Annotated in this window: 20 protein-coding genes; 2 read left to right on the top strand and 18 right to left on the bottom strand. The window is 73.9% G+C overall.

What is annotated here, in order from left to right; all coding sequences use genetic code 11:
* Positions 1 to 105: 105 nt before the first annotated feature.
* The 10 genes from AB0M18_RS18035 to AB0M18_RS17990 all read right to left on the bottom strand — a co-directional run bounded on the left by AB0M18_RS18035 (position 106) and on the right by AB0M18_RS17990 (position 10,419).
* Complete coding sequence (locus tag AB0M18_RS18035) at positions 106 to 303, bottom strand: hypothetical protein (RefSeq protein WP_365758971.1); 198 nt, start codon at positions 301 to 303, stop codon at positions 106 to 108.
* 249 nt (positions 304 to 552) lie between these two features.
* The gene (locus AB0M18_RS18030) at positions 553 to 1,344 is read right to left on the bottom strand and encodes an ABC transporter permease (protein ID WP_365758969.1); all 792 of its coding nucleotides are present in this window, start codon (positions 1,342 to 1,344) and stop codon (positions 553 to 555) included.
* 18 nt (positions 1,345 to 1,362) lie between these two features.
* The gene (locus AB0M18_RS18025) at positions 1,363 to 2,148 is read right to left on the bottom strand and encodes an ABC transporter permease (protein WP_365758967.1); all 786 of its coding nucleotides are present in this window, start codon (positions 2,146 to 2,148) and stop codon (positions 1,363 to 1,365) included.
* Positions 2,145 to 3,239 (bottom strand): ABC transporter ATP-binding protein, encoded by a 1,095-nt coding sequence (locus tag AB0M18_RS18020; protein ID WP_365758965.1) that lies wholly within the window; start codon positions 3,237 to 3,239, stop codon positions 2,145 to 2,147. The genes AB0M18_RS18025 and AB0M18_RS18020 overlap by 4 nt, the downstream gene beginning before the upstream one ends.
* A 60-nt stretch (positions 3,240 to 3,299) precedes the next feature.
* Positions 3,300 to 4,304: a helix-turn-helix domain-containing protein gene (locus AB0M18_RS18015; RefSeq protein WP_365758963.1), complete on the bottom strand. Its 1,005-nt coding sequence runs from the start codon at positions 4,302 to 4,304 to the stop codon at positions 3,300 to 3,302.
* Between the two features lie 36 nt (positions 4,305 to 4,340).
* Positions 4,341 to 5,906 carry a methyltransferase gene (locus AB0M18_RS18010; protein ID WP_365758961.1) on the bottom strand — a complete coding sequence of 522 codons (1,566 nt, stop codon included), beginning with the start codon at positions 5,904 to 5,906 and terminating at the stop codon, positions 4,341 to 4,343.
* A gap of 160 nt (positions 5,907 to 6,066) precedes the next feature.
* Positions 6,067 to 6,720, bottom strand: a complete 654-nt coding sequence (locus AB0M18_RS18005) for a small secreted protein (RefSeq protein ID WP_365758958.1) — start codon at positions 6,718 to 6,720, stop codon at positions 6,067 to 6,069.
* Positions 6,721 to 6,911: 191 nt separating this feature from the next.
* Complete coding sequence (locus AB0M18_RS18000) at positions 6,912 to 9,266, bottom strand: sodium-translocating pyrophosphatase (protein ID WP_365758956.1); 2,355 nt, start codon at positions 9,264 to 9,266, stop codon at positions 6,912 to 6,914.
* A gap of 279 nt (positions 9,267 to 9,545) precedes the next feature.
* On the bottom strand, positions 9,546 to 10,010 hold the full coding sequence (locus AB0M18_RS17995; RefSeq protein WP_365758954.1) for an ATP-binding protein: 465 nt from the start codon (positions 10,008 to 10,010) through the stop codon (positions 9,546 to 9,548).
* A 55-nt stretch (positions 10,011 to 10,065) separates the two neighbouring features.
* On the bottom strand, positions 10,066 to 10,419 hold the full coding sequence (locus tag AB0M18_RS17990) for an STAS domain-containing protein (protein WP_265865258.1): 354 nt from the start codon (positions 10,417 to 10,419) through the stop codon (positions 10,066 to 10,068).
* Positions 10,420 to 10,498: 79 nt separating this feature from the next.
* Between AB0M18_RS17990 and AB0M18_RS17985 the strand changes: the two genes are divergently transcribed.
* Positions 10,499 to 12,997 carry a DEAD/DEAH box helicase gene (locus tag AB0M18_RS17985; protein WP_365758952.1) on the top strand — a complete coding sequence of 833 codons (2,499 nt, stop codon included), beginning with the start codon at positions 10,499 to 10,501 and terminating at the stop codon, positions 12,995 to 12,997.
* On the opposite strand, the gene AB0M18_RS17980 is transcribed toward AB0M18_RS17985, so the two are convergent.
* The 8 genes from AB0M18_RS17980 to ssd form a co-directional block, all read right to left on the bottom strand.
* Complete coding sequence (locus tag AB0M18_RS17980; RefSeq protein WP_365758950.1) at positions 12,918 to 13,307, bottom strand: Rv3654c family TadE-like protein; 390 nt, start codon at positions 13,305 to 13,307, stop codon at positions 12,918 to 12,920. The genes AB0M18_RS17985 and AB0M18_RS17980 overlap by 80 nt on opposite strands.
* Positions 13,304 to 13,660, bottom strand: a complete 357-nt coding sequence (locus tag AB0M18_RS17975) for a TadE family type IV pilus minor pilin (protein WP_365758948.1) — start codon at positions 13,658 to 13,660, stop codon at positions 13,304 to 13,306. The genes AB0M18_RS17980 and AB0M18_RS17975 overlap by 4 nt, the downstream gene beginning before the upstream one ends.
* Positions 13,647 to 13,877, bottom strand: a complete 231-nt coding sequence (locus AB0M18_RS17970) for a DUF4244 domain-containing protein (protein ID WP_365758946.1) — start codon at positions 13,875 to 13,877, stop codon at positions 13,647 to 13,649. Before AB0M18_RS17970 ends, AB0M18_RS17975 begins: the two co-directional genes overlap by 14 nt.
* A gap of 89 nt (positions 13,878 to 13,966) precedes the next feature.
* The gene (locus AB0M18_RS17965) at positions 13,967 to 14,737 is read right to left on the bottom strand and encodes a type II secretion system F family protein (RefSeq protein WP_365758944.1); all 771 of its coding nucleotides are present in this window, start codon (positions 14,735 to 14,737) and stop codon (positions 13,967 to 13,969) included.
* 118 nt (positions 14,738 to 14,855) lie between these two features.
* The gene (locus AB0M18_RS17960; RefSeq protein ID WP_365758942.1) at positions 14,856 to 14,981 is read right to left on the bottom strand and encodes a hypothetical protein; all 126 of its coding nucleotides are present in this window, start codon (positions 14,979 to 14,981) and stop codon (positions 14,856 to 14,858) included.
* Positions 14,978 to 15,823 carry a type II secretion system F family protein gene (locus AB0M18_RS17955; RefSeq protein WP_365758940.1) on the bottom strand — a complete coding sequence of 282 codons (846 nt, stop codon included), beginning with the start codon at positions 15,821 to 15,823 and terminating at the stop codon, positions 14,978 to 14,980. Before AB0M18_RS17955 ends, AB0M18_RS17960 begins: the two co-directional genes overlap by 4 nt.
* Entirely contained in the window at positions 15,820 to 16,971 is a 1,152-nt protein-coding gene (locus AB0M18_RS17950; RefSeq protein ID WP_365758938.1) for a TadA family conjugal transfer-associated ATPase, read from the bottom strand. The genes AB0M18_RS17955 and AB0M18_RS17950 overlap by 4 nt, the downstream gene beginning before the upstream one ends.
* Positions 16,968 to 18,029 carry a septum site-determining protein Ssd gene (gene ssd, locus AB0M18_RS17945; protein ID WP_365759261.1) on the bottom strand — a complete coding sequence of 354 codons (1,062 nt, stop codon included), beginning with the start codon at positions 18,027 to 18,029 and terminating at the stop codon, positions 16,968 to 16,970. The genes AB0M18_RS17950 and ssd overlap by 4 nt, the downstream gene beginning before the upstream one ends.
* A 599-nt stretch (positions 18,030 to 18,628) precedes the next feature.
* Here ssd and AB0M18_RS17940 point away from each other — a divergent pair.
* Positions 18,629 to 19,489 (top strand): HAD-IB family hydrolase, encoded by an 861-nt coding sequence (locus tag AB0M18_RS17940; RefSeq protein WP_365758936.1) that lies wholly within the window; start codon positions 18,629 to 18,631, stop codon positions 19,487 to 19,489.
* The last annotated feature ends 361 nt before the right edge of the window (positions 19,490 to 19,850 follow it).

Here is a 19,850-nt window from a genome sequence, read left to right as displayed (position 1 = left end):
AACGGTGAAAGCCCGCAACGGCCACTCGAACGGTAACCCGACTCCTGCCCTTCCTGCCGCCCGGACTCCCGGACGGGTCCGCGTCACGTCAGCGGGGCGGGCAGGTCACAGCCGGCCGAAGCACCAGATCCCGAGCAGCACGAAGACCGCGCCGAAGAGGCCGGCGAGGACGGCGGCGGCGCGCGGCGCGACCCCCAGGGCGACCGGCTCGCCCTGCCGTACCCGGACCCCCGTCCAGAGCAGCAGTGCGGCCCCGAACAGCGTGAACGCCGCTCCCGCGAAGATCGCCGGCCCGCTCTCCATCGCCCATACCCCGTTCCCTCGCCCATGGCCCCAAGGCCTCCGGAGCCGAGGCTGGCACCTCCCGGCGTCAGGAGGGCGAATTCGCGGTGAACGGCACGGAGGGTCCCGAGCGGTTTCACGAGGATGGCCGGTACTCCTCTCTGCCGGGTCGTGGCTTCCGTCGTGACTTCCGTCGTGACTTCCGTCGTGACTTCTGTCGCGTCGTCTGTCGGGTCGTCTGTCGGGTCGTGGCTTCCGTCGTGTCGCTCGTTACATCACGTCGAGGGTGGCGCGGCGCCGGCTGCCGCGCTCGAAGAGGGCGAGCAGGGCGACGGCGAGGACCGCGTACCCCGCGCCGACGAGCAGCTCCGCCCCGAGCAGCCGCCCGTCGAGCCCACCGCCCGCGGTGAGGCGGCGCGCCGCGTCGGCCGCGTGGGTCAGCGGCAGCAGCTCGCCGGTGGCGCGCATCCAGCCGGGCAGGGTGTCGCGGGGCACGGCCGCGCCGGTGAGCAGGAGCAGCGCCGAACTCGCCACGTTGGACACCAGGAACACGTCGCGGAAGCGCAGCCCGAGCGCGCCGAGCGCGAGCCCGAAGGCCGAGCAGGCGGCGGCCCCGGCGAGCAGCACGAGCCCGAGCCCGGGCAGCGCGCCGGCCGGTACGGGCAGGCCGAGCAGCGTCGCGGCGGCGGCGAGCACGACGACGCTGACGAACATTCCGTTGAGGACGTACGGCAGGGCACGGCCCGTCCACAGCGGGACCCGGTGCCGGGGCGAGAGCAGGACGGCCCCGAGGGTGCCGTACCGGCGCTCGTTGGCGACGGCCATGGTGCCGCCGTACACGCAGGAGGCGGAAGCCGCGAGCACGGCGTTCCCGACAAGATGGAAACGGTCGTCGGCGACCCCGAGTTCCCGGCCGAGGAAGACGAAGAAGAAGACCTGGAGCAGCGGTCCCACCAGCAGCGTTCCGATGAACATGGGCGGGGTCGTCCAGTTGAACAGGGCGCGGTACGAGAGGACTCCGCCGACGAGGACGAGCCGCGCCGGCCTGAGGAAACGGAACATCAGCAGGGCCTTTCGGGGTCAGGCGAGGGCGAGGGACGCGGCGGCCCGGGCCCGGCGCTCCACCCGGCCGAGGACGAGGACGGCGGCGAGCGCGTATCCGGCGCCCAGCGCGGCGGAGACGAGCAGCGGTTCCAGCACCTCGGCGGCGGACGGGCCGCCGGAGGTCGCCGCGTGCACGGCCCGCGCGCCCCAGGTGGTGGGCAGCGCCCAGGAGATCGGGTGGGTCCAGGCGGGCAGCACGGTGACCGGCACGAGCAGTCCGGACAGCAGCCAGATCGGCGTGTCGAGCGGATTGGCCAGGGCGTTGGCGTTGCGCAGGAGCACGAAGGTGGCGGCCAGGAGCAGCCCCGTCATCCCGAGGGACAGCACGCAGACCGGGACGGCGAGGAGGAAGAGCAGCGGGTGCGCGAAGTCCAGCGGCACCCCGAAGAGGACCACGCCCCACAGCACGGTCGCGCCCATCGCGTACGTGCCGATGACGGCGGTCGCGAGGGTGACGGGCAGCAGGACGAGGGCGAGCGGGGTCGGCGCGGCGACCAGGGTCTCCAGGGTGCCGAGCCAGCGCTGGTTCTGCACGGCGCCGCCGGAACCGAAGAGCACCGAGCCCCAGATGCCCATGAGCCCGGCGCCGACGGAGGCGGTGAGCAGCCGGTCGGGGTCGCCGGCGGCGCGGAAGAGGTAGACGGCGAGGGTGGCGTAGACGAGCGGGACGAGCACGGCGAAGGTGATCTCGATCGGCGAGCGCGACATGTACGAGACATGGGTGCGGACGCCGACGGCGATCAGCCGCAGGACACGGATCACGCGGTCATCTCCGTCAGGTCGCGGGGCTGCTCGCCGGACTGGTCACCGGGCTGGTCACCGGGCTGCTCGCCTGACTGGTCACCGGGCAGGTCGGCGGCCTGCTCACGGCCCGGGCCACGGGAGTCCTCGCCCTCCACCAGGGCGATGTAGGCGTCCTCCAGGGAGGGTTCACGGCTGACGACCCGTCCGACGCGTACCCCGTCGAGCGCCGCGAGGACCGGCGCGTGCAGCTCGGCGCCCCGGTCGGTCTGCACGCTGAGGGCCTGGGCGGTGCCGCGCTCCTCGACGGCGACGCCCCGCACCCCGGGCACGCGCCGGACGCCGTCGAGCACGTCCTCGCCCACCCCGTACACCTCGATCTCCAGGACGTCCCGGTCCCCGACCCGGGCCTTGAGGCTCTCCGGTGTGCCGAGGGCGCGGATCCGGCCGCCCGCGATGACGGCGACCCGGCCGCACAACTCGTCGGCCTCGGCCATGTAGTGGGTGGTGAGCAGCACGGTCGTGCCGTCGGCGGCGAGGTCGGCGACGGTACGGCGCAGATCGCGCGCGGCGACCGGGTCCACGCCGATCGACGGCTCGTCGAGGAACAGCACCTCGGGCCGGTGCAGCAGCCCGCGGGCGATGTGCAGTCGCTGCCGCATGCCCCGCGAGTAGCCCTCGACGCGCTCCCGCTCGCGGCCCGAGAGGCCGACCAGGTCGAGGAGTTCGGCGATCCGCCGCTTCTGGTCGCGGGCCTCGACCCCGTACAGCTCGGCGAAGTAGCGCAGGTTGTCGAGCGCGCTGAGCCGGTCGTAGAGACCGCGGTCGCCGCCGAAGACATAGCCGATGCGGCGGCGTACGGCGACGGGGTCGCGGGCCACGTCGTGCCCGCACACGCGGGCCGTGCCGGAGGTCGGGAGCAGCAGCGTGTTGAGCATCTTGATGGTGGTGGTCTTGCCCGCGCCGTTCGGCCCGAGCAGTCCGAAGAGTTCGCCGGGCGCCACGTCGAACGTCACCCCGCGCACGGCCTCGGTCTCGGTCCGGCGCGGGCGGAGCCAACCGGTCCTGCTGGTGTAGGTGCGGCGCAGGGCGTCCGCCTCGATAGCGAGCATGGGGCGGAGTCTGGCGACGCGGGCCGGGCCCGGGCCATCGATTCGGGAGCGCCCGAATCGTCAGGCGGCGCGGACCGGCACCCCTTCGCCGGCGAGGAGCGCGAGCAGCGAACGGCCGGTGTCCGTCAGCTGGTAGTAGACCGAACGCCCCACCCGGTGGCGGGTGACGACGCCCGCGCCGGAGAGCAGTGACAGGTGCTCGGAGACGGTGGAGGGCGCGAGGCCGAGCCGGTCGGCGAGGCCGGCGGTGGTGAGCGGGCCGTCCAGCTCGCGCAGCACGGCGGCCCGGCCGCGGCCGAGGAGCAGCCCGAGCCGGTCGTCGGCCGCCGGCTCGGCCGGTTCGCGCAGCGCGGCGGCGCCGCGGGCCTGGAAGGAGACGGCGAGGACCTCGGGGTCGTCGGTGGAGTAGAGCCGGCAGCCCTCGGCGAAGACCAGCGGCACGAGCACGAGCCGCCGCTCGCCCGCCGCGTATTCCGCCTCGGTGTGCTTGGTCAGTTCGAGCACCGGCCGCTGCCAGCGCGCCCGGTTCTCCAGGCCGCTGAACAGCGCGTCGACGCCCTCGGTGGCGAAGGTCCTGGCGCGGACCAGGACTTCGTCCTCGACCAGTCGCCGCATCACCGGCCAGTACGGGGCGACGGCCTCCTCCCACCAGGCGGTGTACGCGTCGGCGAGCGCCCCGCACGCGGCCTCGGGGTCCGTCAGATAGGGCCGCAGGAACGGCGCTTCGGCGAGACCGGGGTAGTAGTGGTCGGCGAGGGCGCGCACGGCGGCGGGCTCGGTGGCCCGCAGCAGGTCCAGCTCCTCGTACACGTCGGGGGTGCCGACCGGCCGGGGCAGCAGGAAGTCCGTGAACTCCCCCGGGCTCCGGGTGAACAGCTCCCACAGCGGCCGCAGCCGGTCGTCCTCCCGCCACACCGCGCGGGCGTGCCCCACCCACTCCTGGTACGGCCAGGAGGGGCTGCGCCCGGGCAGCTGGAGGTGGAGGGCGCAGAAGGCGTCCCGCAGCGGGCTCATGGCGATCCGGGTCGCACCGAGCGCGGCCTCGTCGAGCTCGATCCGTATCACGTGACCTCTGCCCCCTCCCCTCCCCCGGTCTTCCCCCTACTGCTGCGCCGGGGCCTGGGCGGCGGGCAGCAGGAAGCCCTCCTCGACGAGCAGCCGGATGGCCTGCGGGGTGCGGTCCCGCAGCGTGGCCGGGTCCTCGCCGGTGAGCTGTCCGATGGCGTCGAGGATGCGTCCGGCGCTGAGCGTGCCGTCGCAGACGCCCGCGAAGCCGGCGGCGACGTGGTCGACCCGGGTGGCGCGGCGCATGCCACGGTTCTGCCGCAGCAGCACGTGCTCGGGGTCCTCGGCTCCGGGCAGCCCGACCTGCTCCTGCACGACCTCGGGTGCGAGGACGAAGGAGTCGGCGAGCAGGGCCGCGTCGTCGTGGCCGCGCAGATAGTCCTGGCGCTCGAAGTGGGACCGCACGGTGGCGCCGAGCGGCTGCTCGACCGGGTGCGGCCACTCCTCGACGACGATCGAGGGCTCGATCGTGCTGGCGGCGACGGCCGCGTTCCTGCGGAGGGTGATCCAGCCGAAGCCGATCGCCTTGGTCTTGCGCTCCTCGAACTCGTCGAGCCACCGCCCGTACGCGGCGCGGTACGCCTCCGGGTCGCCCTGGTGGTCGCCGCTGTCGCGCAGCCACAGCTCGGTGTACTGGGTGATGTCCTGGATCTCGCGCTGCACGATCCAGGCGTCGCACCCGGCCGGTACCCAGGAGCGCAGCCGGTCCTGCCACTCCTCGCCCTCGACGTGCTGCCAGTTGGCGAGGAACTGGGCGAACCCGCCGTCGTTGAGCCGCTCCCCGGCCTGCTGGACGAGGGTGCGGCACAGGTCGTCGCCGCCCATCCCGCCGTCCCGATACGTCAGCCCGGCTCCGGGAGAGATCACGAACGGCGGGTTGGACACGATCAGGTCGTACGTGTCGCCGTCGACGGGCTCGAAGAGCGAGCCGGTCAGCAGCTCGGCGCCGCGCGCCCCGGAGAGGGCGAGGGTGAGCCGGGTGAAGTCCAGGGCCCGCGGATTGAGGTCGGTGGCGGTGACCAGGGTGGCGTGCTGCGCGGCGTGCAGCGCCTGGATGCCGGAGCCGGTGCCGAGGTCGAGCGCGGTGGCGACCGGGGTGCGGACGGTGATGCCGGCGAGGGTGGTGGAGGCCCCGCCGACGCCGAGGACGACGGCCGCGCCGGCCACGTCGCGGCCCTGCTTGCCGATGCCGCCTGCGCCGCCGACGGCGCAGCCGAGGTCGGAGACGATGAACCAGTCCTCGCCGTCCGGCCCTCCGTACGGCCGGACGTCGGCGGTCGCGCGCACCGCGCCGTCCTCGGCCGTCACCCAGCCGTCGGCGAGCGCCTCGTCGAGCGGCAGTGCGGCGGCGGCCCGCGCCGTGTCGACGTCCTGCTGGAGCAGGAAGAGACGGACGAGGGTCTCCAGCGGGGAGTCCCCGCGGGTGGCGCGCAGGGCGGGCACGGTCTCGCTGCGCGCGAGGGCCGCGTAGGCCTGGGCGCCGAGCAGGTCGAGCAGGCCGTCGGCGGTGAAGTCGGCGGCGAGCAGGGCCTCGCGCAGTCGGGCGGCGTGCGTGGGCACCGGAAGGCTGGGGGTCGTGCTGGTCGTACTCACATGCCCCATTGTGGCGGCCACCACCGACATCGGCCGCCACCGACGTCCCGGGACCGCCCGGCAAGGGCCGGGCGGTCGGCCGGACCGCAAGGACCGGGCGGCGGGCTGGACGACAAGGGCCGAACGGCAAAGGCGCCCGGGCGGCGGGCGGGCGCCGCCGAGGTGGTCGCTACTCGGTCTTCGCCGAGGCGGAGGGCTTGGCCGCCGGAGTCTTGCCCGCCGGGGTCGTGGCGCCCGCGTCGGGCGCGCCGGCCTTGGGGGAGGCGCTCGGCGGCACGGACGCCTTCGGCGTCTGGCAGCCGGGCTGCTTGGCCATGGCCTGGCCGAGCTCGCCGGCCTGGAGCTTGGCGACGGCGTCCTGGTCCATGTTCTGGATCTTCGCCAGGTTGTCGGAGACGACCTTGAGGCCGTCCGCGAACTTCTGCTGGTTCGACGTGTCCAGCGCGTCGACCTGCTTCTTCAGCCCGTCGTAGGCCACGGCCGTGGCGTTGAGCTCCTTGACGGCGTCCTGCTGGATCTTCTGGCCGTTGTCGACCGGCGGCGCGCCGGCGCTCTCGACGGCCTTGGCGAGCGCCCGGTCGGCGTCGGCGATGTCCTGGAAGGCCTTCGAGTCGGCGGCCTTGATCGTCTCGGGCTTGCTGTCGGCCGCCGTGGAGATGATCAGCTGATTGGCGTTGGCCCGCTTCTGGATCTGCGGCTGCGCCTGGTCGCAGAACGTCTTGGCCCAGTCGTTGACCTTGTCGCCCTCGTCGTCGCTGCAACCGGACAGCACGAGCACCAGTACCGCGCCGCCGGACAGTGCGGCCGCAAGCTTCTTGTTCACCGGATCGGTCCCTTCCAAGGCTCTCGGCCCCGGAACATACACGCCGGACGGACGGCTTCCACCGATCGTGCGACCGATTCATCCGATATTGAAGCCGTTTGAACCAAGGAAGCAGGGGCGGACGTCACGTCAGAACGCGCCGTCCGCCCCCGCTTTGACGAGAACTCATCAAGCTTTCGGGGAGCCTCCGTTCACGGTGCGACGGTGGCGCCCTTCGACGTCCCGTCGCGCTCCGCCGAACCGTCCCCGACGGCCACCGAACGCCGCTTGGAGACCCGTACCGCCGCCACGATCACACCGATCGCGAGCACCGCGACCAGGGCGCGCAGCCAGGGGCTCGCGTCGGCCCCGAAGCTGAACTGCACGACCGCCGGGGCGATCAGCAGCGCGACCAGGTTCATCACCTTCAGGAGCGGGTTGATCGCCGGCCCCGCGGTGTCCTTGAAGGGGTCGCCGACGGTGTCGCCGATCACGGTCGCGGCGTGCGCGTCGCTGCCCTTGCCGCCGTGGTGCCCGTCCTCCACCAGCTTCTTGGCGTTGTCCCAGGCACCGCCGGAGTTGGCGAGGAAGACCGCCATCAGCGCGCCGGTGCCGATGGCGCCCGCGAGGTACGAGCCGAGCGCGCCGACGCCGAGGGCGAAGCCGACCGCGATCGGGGCCGTCACGGCGAGCAGCCCGGGCGTGGCGAGCTCGCGCAGCGCGTCCTTGGTGCAGATGTCGACGACCCGCCCGTACTCGGGCTTCTCGGTGTAGTCCATGATCCCGGGGTGCTCGCGGAACTGCCGCCGCACCTCGTACACCACCGCCCCGGCCGACCGGGACACGGCGTTGATCGCGAGTCCGGAGAAGAGGAAGACGACCGCGGCGCCGAGGATCATCCCGAAGAGGTTGTTGGGCTGCGAGATGTCCATGGAGAGATTGGCCTCGCCGGCCCGGGCCCCGACGTCGGCGACGGAGGTCGCGATGGCGTCCCGGTAGGAGCCGAAGAGCGCGGAGGCGGCGAGGACGGCGGTGGCGATCGCGATGCCCTTGGTGATCGCCTTGGTGGTGTTGCCGACGGCGTCGAGGTCGGTGAGCACTTGCGCCCCGGCGCCCTGCACGTCGCCGGACATCTCGGCGATGCCCTGCGCGTTGTCGGAGACCGGTCCGAAGGTGTCCATGGCGACGATCACGCCGACCGTGGTGAGCAGCCCGGTGCCGGCCAGCGCCACGGCGAACAGCGCCAGCATGATGGAGGCGCCGCCGAGCAGGAAGGCGCCGTAGACGGCGAGTCCGATGAGCAGCGCCGTGTAGACGGCCGACTCCAGGCCGATGGATACGCCGGCGAGGACGACGGTGGCGGGGCCCGTGAGAGAGGACTTGCCGATGTCGCGGACCGGGCGCCGGCCGGTCTCCGTGAAGTAGCCGGTGAGCTGCTGGATCAGCGCGGCGAGCACGATGCCGATGGCGACCGCGACCAGGGCGAGGATCCGCGGGTCTCCGTCGTGGGCGGTGATGCCGGGCTCGGTGACGCCGTCGAGCTCGGCGTAGGAGGACGGCAGGTAGGCGAAGGCGACGACGGCCACCAGGACCAGGGAGATCACGGCGGAGAGGAAGAAGCCGCGGTTGATGGCGGTCATGCCGCTGCGGTCGGTGCGCCGCGGGGCCACCGCGAAGATGCCGATCATCGCGGTGACCACGCCGATCGCCGGTACGAGCAGCGGGAAGGCGAGGCCGAGGTCGCCGAAGGCGGCCTTGCCGAGGATGAGCGCGGCGACCAGGGTCACGGCGTACGACTCGAAGAGGTCGGCGGCCATGCCCGCGCAGTCGCCGACGTTGTCGCCCACGTTGTCGGCGATGGTGGCGGCGTTGCGCGGGTCGTCCTCGGGGATGCCCTGCTCGACCTTGCCGACCAGGTCGGCGCCGACGTCGGCGGCCTTGGTGAAGATGCCGCCGCCGACCCGCATGAACATGGCGATGAGCGCGGCGCCCAGGCCGAAGCCCTCCAGGACCTTCGGCGCGTCAGCGGCGTAGACGAGCACCACGCAGGACGCGCCGAGCAGGCCGAGCCCGACGGTGAACATGCCGACCACGCCACCGGTACGAAACGCGATCTTCATCGCCCGGTGCGCCACATCCGTCAGGTCCTTCGCCGGTTCGCCCTCGGCCGGGGTGGCCTCGCGGGCCGCCGCGGCGACGCGGACGTTCGCCCGTACGGCGAGCCGCATGCCCACATATCCGGTGACGGCCGAGAACAGCGCGCCGACCAGGAAGAACAGCGAGCGACCGGCCCGCTGCGACCAGTCGTCGGCGGGCAGCAGGAACAGCAGGAAGAACACGACGACGGCGAAGGCGCCGAGGGTGCGCAGCTGCCGGGCGAGATACGCGTTCGCGCCCTCCTGCACGGCCGCCGCGATCTGCTTCATCTTCTCCGTGCCCTCGCCGGCGGCGAGGACCTGCCGGACGAGGAGCTGTGCGACGACCAGCGCCGCGAGCGCGACGCCCGCGACGACGACCACGATCACACGGTTCTCCTGAGTGAGCACCGCGGCTGCGAGACCCGCCATTCCGTCCTCCTTGACGTCGCAGGGTCAAGACAAGCCGGATTGTAAGGACGGAAACCTGATCAAAACAGGTCGCCGCAATGGTAATTCCCGAATACCTCACAAGTACCGCCGAATGCGGTAATGCCCCCAAAGCATTCCGGGCCGGGCGCGGGCGCGAGGCGGCGCGGCCCGGGTACGAAGGCGGCGGCGCGGCCCGGGTACGAAAAAGAGGCCCTGCGGGGCAGGGCCTCTGTCTCGTTCTCGGGTCCGTCGCGCCGGGCGGGCCGGGCGGCGGAGGGGTCAGCCGAACGCGGCGTCCGGGTTGGCGGGCCAGCTCATCCTGATGGTGCCGCCGTCCTCGCCGGCGCTCACCTCGACGTCGTCGACGAGCCCGCGGATCACCGCGAGGCCCATCTCGTCCTCACCGCCGGCGTCGTCGAAGTCCTCGGCGGGCGCCGGGGCCGCGTCGCGCTCACCGGGCACACCGGCGGCATCCGCGGCCGCCACGCCCGCGCCGGGCACCTCGTCGCCGACCTCGATGGAGAAGGACTTCTCCTCCTCGGTCAGCACGACCCGGACGGGGGTGGTGACCCCGTTGCTGCGGTGCAGCCCCACCGCGCGGGAACAGGCCTCGCCGACGGCGAGCCGGACCTCGTCGAGGACCGCCTCGTCGACCCCGGCCCGACGCGCGACCGCGGCGGCCACCAGGCGGGCCGTGCGGACGTGCTCGGGCTGGGCGCTGAAGAGCAGTTCAACGGTGGCCATGCGATCCCCCTGGGATTCTCGGCGGCTGCACGGGACGACGGCTGGGCGCGGGGGCTCAGTCGGCCGCGTTGATGGCCTCTTCGACCGAGGTGTGGATCGGGAACACCTTGGTCAGACCGGTGATCCGGAAGATCTTCAGGATGCGCTCCTGGTTGCACACCAGACGCAGCGATCCCTCGTGCGCGCGCACGCGCTTCAGACCGCCCACCAGCACGCCGAGGCCGGTCGAGTCGAGGAAGTCCACGCCTTCCATGTCGACAACCAGGTGGTAGCTGCCGTCGTTCACCAACTCGACCAACTGCTCGCGCAGCTTGGGCGCGGTATACACATCAATCTCGCCACCGACCTCGACGACCGTACGGTCGCCATTGGGGCCGGGCACAGTGCGAGTCGACAGAGACAGGTCCACGGGTCCTCCAGCACCTAGCTATCGAGCGGCCGTCCCTCGGGTCTCCCGGGCGGAGCCACGGGACGGATAGCCGGCCGCGATGGCATTCAATCACTTACCGGCAGCCATGCACGACGCCTTGGGAGCATTGTCCGTCATGCCGGTGACACACTCGGTGCCGATGGCCAGGAATCACCGCCCCAGCCGACCCCCGGGGGAAACGGGCAGCCGCCCCTCTCCCGGCGAGGTCCTCGACCGGCTCTCGCGAGGCGAGAGCCGGGCCGCGCGCATCACTCATACGGAGCACATGCCCGCCCGCGAGGGCCGGCATGCCGTGTGGCCGCACCGCATCCGGGCGGAAGTGATCGCGGCCGTCGAACAGGCCGGCATCGAGCACCCCTGGGCCCACCAGGCGGAAGCCGCCGAGCACGCCCTGGACGGCAGCTCGGTGGTGATCGCCACGGGAACCGCCTCGGGCAAGTCGCTCGCCTATCTCGCCCCCGTCCTCTCCACCCTCCTGGACGGCTCGGAGGCCGCGAACGGGCGCGGCACCACCGCCCTGTACCTCGCCCCCACCAAGGCCCTCGCCGCCGACCAGCGGCGCGCCGTGCGCGAACTCGCCGCCCCGCTCGGCAACCGGATCCGCCCCGCCGTCTACGACGGCGACACGCCGGTCGAGGAGCGCGAGTGGGTCCGCCAGTACGCGAACTACGTGCTCACCAACCCCGACATGCTGCACCGGGGCATACTCCCGTCCCACCCCCGCTGGTCCTCCTTCCTGCGCTCCCTTCGTTATGTCGTCGTCGACGAGTGCCACACCTACCGCGGCGTCTTCGGCTCCCACGTCGCCCAGGTGCTGCGCCGACTGCGCCGGATCTGTGCCCGCTACGGCTCCGAGCCGGTGTTCCTGCTGGCCTCGGCCACCTCCGCCGAACCCGCGCTCGCCGCCGGCCGGCTCACCGGCCTCCCGGTCACCGAGGTCGCCGACGACGCCTCCCCGCGCGGCGAACTGGTCTTCGCCCTGTGGGAGCCGCCGCTGACCGAGCTCCACGGCGAGCAGGGCGCCCCGGTCCGCCGCACCGCCACCGCCGAGACCGCCGACCTGCTGACCGACCTGACCGTGCAGGGAGTCCGCTCGGTCGCCTTCGTGCGCTCCCGGCGCGGCGCCGAGCTGATCTCGGTGATCGCCCAGGAACGCCTCGCCGAGGTCGACCGCTCCCTGGCCCGCCGGGTCGCCGCCTACCGGGGCGGCTACCTGCCCGAGGAGCGGCGCGCCCTGGAGCGGGCCCTGCACTCCGGCGAACTCCTCGGGCTGGCCGCCACCACCGCCCTGGAGCTCGGCGTGGACATCTCCGGGCTCGACGCCGTGCTGATCGCCGGCTACCCCGGCACCCGCGCCTCCCTGTGGCAGCAGGCCGGCCGAGCCGGGCGCTCCGGCGAGGGCGCGCTGGCCGTCCTGGTCGCCCGCGACGACCCGCTGGACACCTTCCTGGTCCACCACCCCGAGGCGATCTTCCAGCAGCCCGTCGAGTCCACCGTCCTCGACCCCGACAACCCCTACGTCCTCGCCCCCCATCTGTGCGCCGCCGCCGCGGAGCTCCCGCTCACCGACGCCGACCTGGCCCTCTTCGGCCCGGCCGTGCCCGGACTGCTGCCCCAGCTGGAGTCCGCCGGACTGCTCCGCCGCCGCTCCACCGGCTGGTACTGGACCCGCCGCGAGCGGGCTGCCGACCTCACCGACATCCGGGGCGGCGGGGGCAGCCCCGTCCGGATCGTCGAGGCCGGCACCGGCCGGCTGCTCGGCACGGTCGACGAGGCCGCCTCCCACACCGCCGTCCACGAGGGCGCCGTCCACCTCCACCAGGGCCGCACCTATCTCGTCCGCGAGCTCGACCTGAAGGACTCCGTGGCCCTCGTCGAGGAGGCGAACCCGCCCTACTCGACCGTCGCCCGCGACACCACCTCCATCTCCGTCCTGTCCACCGACACCGAGATCCCCTGGGGAGCCGGCCGCCTCTGCTACGGCTCCGTCGAGGTCACCAACCAGGTCGTCTCCTTCCTCCGCCGCCGTCTGATCACCGGCGAGGTGCTGGGCGAGACCAAGCTCGACCTGCCGCCCCGCACCCTGCGCACCCGGGCCGTGTGGTGGACGGTCACCGAGGACCAGCTCGACGCCGCCCGGATCAATCCGGAGATCCTCGGCGGCGCCCTGCACGCCGCCGAACACGCCTCCATCGGCATGCTCCCGCTCTTCGCCACCTGCGACCGCTGGGACATCGGCGGGGTCTCCGTGCCGCTCCACCCCGACACCCTGCTGCCGACCGTCTTCGTCTACGACGGGCACCCCGGCGGCGCCGGCTTCGCCGAGCGCGCCTTCCACACCGCCCGCGCCTGGCTCGGCGCCACCCGCGAGGCCATCGCCTCCTGCGAGTGCGACTCCGGCTGCCCGTCCTGCATCCAGTCCCCCAAGTGCGGCAACGGCAACGACCCGCTCCACAAGCGCGGCGCCGTCCGCCTCCTCACGGAACTCCTCCGCGAGGCGCCCCACCCGCCGGCCCCGGAGGCTCCGGGGACACCGGAGGACCCGCCCGCGACCTGATCTCCACCGCCCACGGGCCCACCTCGACGCGCGCGGTCACATCCGCGACGTCCTCCCGGACCCGGCAGCGCGGCAGCACGGCGCCCTGAGCGGCGGCCACCCGGCCGGCGGCGCCACAGGCGTCCGCCTCGCCCCACAGGGCGCGGTCGGCCGCCGCGAGGGCCGCGAGATCGGCCGCCGCCCCGGCTCGGTGGCGGGCGGCGACGGCCTGGCCGAGGGCGAGATCCGCGCCGAACACCACGCACAGGGCACACGCGGCGAACGCGGTCCACACCGTCGCCGCTCCCCGGTCCGCCCGCCGCCGGCTCACGGCACCGCCTCCCCCACCGTGTCCTCGGCGAGCGCCGCCGCCCCGGCCCGCAGGGTCAGCCCCAGGCCGCCGGGACCGGGAGCGGCCGCCTCGACCGTCACCCGCCACAGCTCTCCCTCCCGCGCCACCCCGACCGTGGCGCCCTCCGGCGCCGCGGCCCTGGCCGCGGCCTGGGCTGCGGCCAGGGGCTCGGAGCGGGCCACCGCCCTTGCCCCGGCCCGAGCCGCGTCCACGCACTGGATCTGCGCGGCGGCCGCCGCCAGCGCCCACAGCAGTGCCGCCGTGAACAGCACAAGGGCGGGCAGCGCGACCGCCGTCTCCGCGGTCACCGAGCCCCGGTCAGAACGGCGCATCGAGGGCCTTCCCGATCACCGATTCCAGGGCCTTGGACACCGTGCCGCTGGTGAGCACCTTGTAGAGCACCGCGGCGAAGGCCGCGGCGGCGATCGTGCCCATCGCGTACTCGGTGGTGCTCATCCCCGCGTCACGCCGCGCCGCGGCCCTCCGGGCCCGCCACCACGCACTCAGCCGCTTCCTGACCTGCACCCGCATCTGCGTCTGCACCTGCATCCTTCGAACCTCCTCAGGTCCGTCTCCGGACCCGTCGTCGTCTCGTCGGGCGCCCCTTCGGTGCGCCCAGCCGTCCTCACCAGCCGCTCTCACCGGCCGCCGAGCAGTCCGCTCGCCAGGCCGATCACCACCGGGGCCACCCCCACCGCCAGGAAGGCGGGCAGAAAGCACAGCCCGACCGGCGCGGTGATCAACACCTGCGCGCGCTGCGCCCGGGCGGCCGCCGTCCGGGCGCGGGCGGCCCGCAGCCCCTCGGCGTGGCGCGCCACGGCCTCGGCCGCGGGCGCCCCGGAGGAGGCGGCCCGCTCCAGGCAGCGGGCCAGCCCCTCGGCGCCGGGTATCGCGCCGAACCTCCGCCACACCTCGGCCGGTTCGCCACCGAGCCGCAGCTCGGCTGCGGTCCGCACCAGCCGCTCCCCGACCGGTCCGCCCAGCGACCGCCCCACCGCCTCGGCGGACTCGCCCGGCGGCGCACCGGCCGAGGCGCAGGCAGCCAACAGATCGGCCGCGAGCGGCAACTGACGGGCCATCTCGGCCCGCTCCTCCGCCCCCGCCTCCCCGACGACTCCTCGGGCCTGCGAGCGACGCACCCTGAGCCACCACACGCCCCAGGCGACGCCGGCCCCGGCCACCAGTCCGGGCGGCCCGCCGACGAGCACGAGTCCGGCAAGCCCCGCCGCACACGGCACACCCCAGGCCCGCACCCGGTCGGGAAGGCCCGGCCGCCGACGCCGCCCGGGCACCCGCTCGCGCCCGAGCAGAGCCGCAGCCCGCCCACGAGCCCGCCACCCGCGCCGCCCGTCGCTCACGGCCGACCCGAGGGCCGCGAGGGCACACACCACGGTGAGCAGTGCCGTCACGGACGCCCACCTCCCGCTACGGTGCGAACAGCCCGCCACGGACCCGCGGCGTCCAAGACCCCGCCGGCAAGGAAGCACCCGGGCCCCACAGGGGCGCACACCACCATGAGCAGCGCGATCACGAGCGCTCACCTCCCCCAACCGTCCGAGCCGCCCACCACAACCCCGCGATCTCCAGGACCCCGCCGGCGAGGAAGCAGCCGAGCCCCGCGAAGGCGCACAGCACCATGAGCAGCGCCGTCACAGACGCTCGCCTCCTCGCACGATCCGGGCGGCCCACCACAGGCCCGCCGCCTCCAGGGCGCCACCGACGAGCAGGCAGCCGAGGCCCGCGGGGGTGTGGAGCAGGACCCGGAGCGGGCGGGCGCCGAGTGCCGAGCCGAGGCCGAGTCCGGCAACGGGCAGGACCGCGAGGACGGCCACCGTCGCCCAGGCTCCGGCCAGTTGGGCGCGTAGCCGTTCCCGCTGGTCCCGGTGGGCCCGCAGGGCCGACTCCAGCCGGTCCAGGCCGGCGGCGAGACCCGCGCCGCCGTCCACGGCGACCTGCCAGCAGGCGGCCATCCCGGCCAGGCCGTCGGCTCCGTCCCGGCGGGCGGCCCGGCGCAACGCCTCGGGAACGTCCCCGCCGAAGCGGGCCGCCGCGAGGACGGCGGCCTCCTGCTCACCGAGCGCCCCGCCGGCGCGGGCAGCGAAGGCCAGCGCCTGGCCGGGCTGCCATCCGGCCCGCAGCTCTCCCGCGACGGCTCCGCACAGCTCGACCACCCGGTCGGCCCGCTCCTCCCTCTCCCGGCGCGCCCGGGCCGCCCTCAGCCGGCGTCCGACCAGCGGCACCGCCACGGCGCCCGCGAGGAGCGGCAGTGGCGAGGAGCCGAGCAGCGCCAGTACTCCGGCCGCCGGCAGGCACAGCCATTCGCGGCGGCCCCGCACAAGCTCCCACCACGGCCCGACAGCCCCGCTCCAGGTCCGCGTCGAGCCGCCCGGGACCGCCAGCACCGCCCGCGCCCTGCGGCCCGCCCGTTCCTGCCCGGCCGTCCAGGCCAGGGCGAGCACCGCGCACAGCGCCGCCCCGAGGACCGTCGCCGTCATCGCTCGCCTCCGATCAGCGTCCGCAGCCGTGCCCAGCCCCGCTCCCGCTGGAAGCCACCGGGCTTCCAGCTGAGCGCGGGCACCGTCACCACCAGTCCCTCCCGGTCCCGTTCGAGGACATGCACCTCGGCGATCCGGCGGGTCCCTGACCGGTCCCGCACCAGGTGCAGCACCGCGGAGAGCCCGGCGCCCAACTGGCTGTGCAGGGCGGCCCGGTCGAGACCCGCTGCCGTCCCCAGGGCCTCGAGCCGCGCGGGCACGTCCGCTGCCGCGTTGGCGTGGACGGTGCCGCAGCCGCCTTCATGGCCCGTGTTGAGGGCGGCGAGCAGATCGACCGCCTCGGAGCCGCGGACCTCACCGACCACCAGCCGGTCCGGCCGCATTCGCAGCGCCTGCCGCACCAGGTCCCGCAGGGTCACGAGTCCGGCGCCCTCCTGGTTGGGCGGGCGGGCCTCCAGGCGCACCACATGCGGGTGGTCGGGGCGCAGTTCGGCGGAGTCCTCGGCGATGACGATCCGCTCGCGCGGGCCGACCAGGCCGAGCAGTGTGGACAGCAGAGTGGTCTTGCCGGAGCCCGTACCACCGCTGACGAGGAAGGAGACCCTGGCCTCGACCAGCGCCCGCAGCACCGGTTCGCCACCGGGCGGGACCGTGCCCGCGTCGGTCAACTCGCCCACCGAGAAGGCCTGGGGACGCACCACCCGCAGGGACAGACAGGTCGAGCCGACGGCGACCGGCGGCAGGACGGCGTGCATGCGGGTCCCGTCGGGAAGGCGGGCGTCCACCCAGGGCCGGGCGTCGTCGAGCCGTCGGCCGGCCACCGCCGCGAGCCGCTGCGCCAGGCGCCGTACCGCCGCCGCGTCCGGGAACGTCACCCCGGTCGTCTCCAGGCCCGCGCCGCGGTCCACCCAGACCCGGTCGGGCGCGGAGACCAGGACGTCGGTGACCCGTGGGTCGGCGAGCAGCGGCTCCAGCGGTCCGGCGCCGATCAGTTCGCTGCGCAATTGCTCGGCGGCGCCGAGCACTTCGGCATCCCCGAGGAGACGTCCCTGGGCGCGGAGCGCCGCAGCGACCCGGGCCGGGGTCGGCTCGGCGCCGCTCTCGGCGAGCCGCTGCCGGACGGCGTCGAGGAGTCCCGTACCAGTCATGCCGCACGCTCCGGGGTGAGGACGCGGTCCCAGAACGCGGCGCAGAACCGGGCGAGTCCGCCCCGGGCCTCCGCTCCGGGCGGGGGCCCGCCGTCTCCGGCCGCCGACAGGCCGGGCTCGTGGGGCAGTTCGCCGACGAGGGGGAGCCGGAGGGCGTCGGCGATCCACTGCTCGTCGAGCCCGGGGGCGTAGGGCCCGCGGACGACGGCACGCAGATCGCGCAGGACGGTGCCGACGGCGCCCGTCACCTGCCGCGCGGCGGCGACGGCGCGGAGTTCGCCGGGGACGAGCAGCAGTCCGAGGTCGAGCTGGGCGAGGGCCTCGGTGACCGTGTCGTCGATCCGGCGGGGCAGGTCGACCACGACGACCCCGCCGCGCCGCCGGGCGGCGGCGAGCACCGAGCGCATGGCCTCGGGCGGCACGTGCACCGGGTCGCCGCGGTCCCAGCTGAGCACCCGCAGTCCGTGCGCCTCGGGCAGCGACTCCTCGAGTGCGGCGCCGGCCAGCCGGCCCTTCGAGGCGGCGAAGTCGGGCCAGCGGTGGCCTTCGGCGCGCTCTCCGCCGAGCAGGAGGTCAAGGCCACCGCCGAGCGGGTCGCCGTCGACGAGGAGGCTGCGCTGCCCGGCCCGGACGGCGGCGAGGGCCAAGGCGCAGGCCAGGGTGGAGGCTCCGGCGCCGCCGCGGCCGCCGATGACGCCGACGGTCGGGGTCTGCCGTCCGACGCCCTCGACTGCGTCGGCGAGCAGGTCCACGAGCCGGCCCTCGTCGCCGGGCAGGATCAGCACGCCTTCGGCGCCGATCCGGACGGCCCGCCGCCAGACGTCGGGGTCGTCGGGCTCCCTGCCCACGAGCAGCACGCCGGGCCTTCGGGCAGCGGTGCGGCAGCGGACCGCCGCGTCGTCGCCGACGAGCACGAGCGGCGGATCGGTCCAGCTCGCCCGGCGCTCGGGCACGGTGTGGTGCACCTCGGGCTCGGCGCCCGCCGCCGCGCAGAGCCGCAGCAGGTCGTCGAGCAGCACCAGGTCCTCGGTCACGAGCAGCGGGCGGACCGGCGGCATGCCGTCGTCCCCCACTCCCGCACCCGCACCCGGATACCCATCCGCGCCCGGGCTCTCGCTCCCGCGCATCGCCGCCGTGCCGCGCGGGGTCATACCTCGCGCGGTCATGCCTGGCGCCGGCGTTCCGGAAGTCATCGGTCCCTTCACGGCACCCACCCCTCACGTGATTCCTGTGGTTCGCGGACTTCGCGACCGGAATCACCGTGCAGCGGCCCCGGAAATCATGTGGATCTTGCTCGAAAACTGTGGATAACCGGCCGCCTGTGAATAACTCCGTCACCCGATCCGGGACTGCCCGGAGAGCATCGTGACGACTACGCTGAGTGACGAATCAAGGGTTCGTACGCGCACCCGGCCGTCGCGGCGGCGCGGGCCGGAGGAAGGGGAGAAGATGATGATCGAGCGGACGAAAACCCGTCCGGACATGCGACGACCCCCGCCGGGGGGGAGAGCGGGGGTCGTCTCTCCGGCCGACTCGGGGGGGGGAGGAGCCGGACCGGGTTAGCACGGTCGCGAACGATCCGTGACTTCCATGGTGTACCCGAGAGCCTTCTCAGGCAAACCCACGCGCCCCAGCGTACGCCGAATGGCGGGCACCTATGCTCGGGCACGTGGAAAACCACTCGATGCCGCGCGCAGCCGCCTTCTTTGACCTGGACAAGACGGTCATTGCGAAGTCCTCGACGCTGACCTTCAGCAAGTCCTTCTACCGGGGCGGGCTGATCAGTCGCCGTGCCGCACTGCGGACGGCTTACATCCAGTTCGTGTTCCTGGTCGGCGGGGCCGATCACGACCAGATGGAGCGGATGCGCGAATATCTTTCCGCGCTCTGCAAAGGCTGGAACGTCGCTCAGGTGAAGGAGCTCGTGGCCGAGACCCTGCACGATCTGATCGACCCGATCATCTACGACGAGGCGGCCTCGCTCATCGAGGACCACCACGCGGCCGGCCGCGACGTCGTGATCGTCTCGACCTCCGGTGCCGAGGTCGTGGAGCCCATCGGCGAGATGCTCGGCGCCGACCGGGTGGTCGCGACGCGCATGGTGGTCGGCGAGGACGGCTGCTTCACGGGCGAGGTGGAGTACTACGCGTACGGCCCGACCAAGGCGGAGGCCGTCCGGGAGCTCGCCGCGTCCGAGGGATACGACCTCTCGCGCTGCTTCGCGTACAGCGACTCGGCGACCGACCTGCCGATGCTGGAGGCCGTGGGTCACCCGTACGCGGTGAATCCCGACCGGGCGCTGCGCCGCGAGGCGACCGCACGGGACTGGCCGGTGCTGGTCTTCGACAAGCCGGTCCGGCTCAAGCAGCGGCTGCCGGAGTTCCGGATGCCGCCGCGTCCGGCGCTCGTCGCCGCGGCGGCGGTGGGTGCGGCGGCGGCCACCGCGGGCCTCGTCTGGTACGCCAGCCGTCGGCGACAGGCCGCCCTCTCCCGCGCGGCGGCCCGGGCCATCGCATGACCCCGCCCCTCGGGGACACCGGGAGCGCCGGGGCGGCCCACCGCCCCGACCTCGGGACTTGCCGATCCCTTTGCCCGGATTTGAGAAGAGACCAAAGAAGCGGATTCAGGACTTTCGCATCCATCCGGACAGGAGTAGAAAGGAATCAGGCCCGCGAGACCGGGGACATCCGAGAGGATCACCCGTTGAGCATGACGGCCCCACGGACCTGATGCACAGAAACCTGGCACCCACGCGACGTCGACCCTTCGATTAAGGGCCAGCCGCACCAGGCGCAGGGCAAAGTTCCCCGCCTGATGGGCACATATCGAGGACGCTTGGTAACTGGGTAGATGTGCCAGCGGCGGTACCGAAGTCTGGT

The organism is Streptomyces sp. NPDC051909 (assembly GCF_040681095.1).
Taxonomy (GTDB): domain Bacteria; phylum Actinomycetota; class Actinomycetes; order Streptomycetales; family Streptomycetaceae; genus Streptomyces.
This window is presented reverse-complemented; position numbering and strand designations above follow the sequence as displayed.

Excerpts from the sequence above, each read along its gene's own strand:
- AB0M18_RS18020 (WP_365758965.1), bottom strand. The coding sequence starts at position 3,239 with ATGCTCGCTATCGAGGCGGACGCCCTGCGCCGCACCTACACCAGCAGG.
- AB0M18_RS17940 (WP_365758936.1), top strand. The coding sequence starts at position 18,629 with ATGCTCGGGCACGTGGAAAACCACTCGATGCCGCGCGCAGCCGCCTTC.
- AB0M18_RS18010 (WP_365758961.1), bottom strand. The coding sequence starts at position 5,906 with ATGGGGCATGTGAGTACGACCAGCACGACCCCCAGCCTTCCGGTGCCC.
- AB0M18_RS17970 (WP_365758946.1), bottom strand. The coding sequence starts at position 13,877 with ATGCAGGTGCAGACGCAGATGCGGGTGCAGGTCAGGAAGCGGCTGAGT.
- AB0M18_RS17985 (WP_365758952.1), top strand. The coding sequence starts at position 10,499 with ATGGCATTCAATCACTTACCGGCAGCCATGCACGACGCCTTGGGAGCA.
- AB0M18_RS17995 (WP_365758954.1), bottom strand. The coding sequence starts at position 10,010 with ATGGCCACCGTTGAACTGCTCTTCAGCGCCCAGCCCGAGCACGTCCGC.
- AB0M18_RS17955 (WP_365758940.1), bottom strand. The coding sequence starts at position 15,823 with ATGACGGCGACGGTCCTCGGGGCGGCGCTGTGCGCGGTGCTCGCCCTG.
- ssd (WP_365759261.1), bottom strand. The coding sequence starts at position 18,029 with ATGCCGCCGGTCCGCCCGCTGCTCGTGACCGAGGACCTGGTGCTGCTC.
- AB0M18_RS18035 (WP_365758971.1), bottom strand. The coding sequence starts at position 303 with ATGGAGAGCGGGCCGGCGATCTTCGCGGGAGCGGCGTTCACGCTGTTC.
- AB0M18_RS18030 (WP_365758969.1), bottom strand. The coding sequence starts at position 1,344 with ATGTTCCGTTTCCTCAGGCCGGCGCGGCTCGTCCTCGTCGGCGGAGTC.
- AB0M18_RS17975 (WP_365758948.1), bottom strand. The coding sequence starts at position 13,660 with ATGCGCCGTTCTGACCGGGGCTCGGTGACCGCGGAGACGGCGGTCGCG.
- AB0M18_RS18000 (WP_365758956.1), bottom strand. The coding sequence starts at position 9,266 with ATGGCGGGTCTCGCAGCCGCGGTGCTCACTCAGGAGAACCGTGTGATC.
- AB0M18_RS17950 (WP_365758938.1), bottom strand. The coding sequence starts at position 16,971 with ATGACTGGTACGGGACTCCTCGACGCCGTCCGGCAGCGGCTCGCCGAG.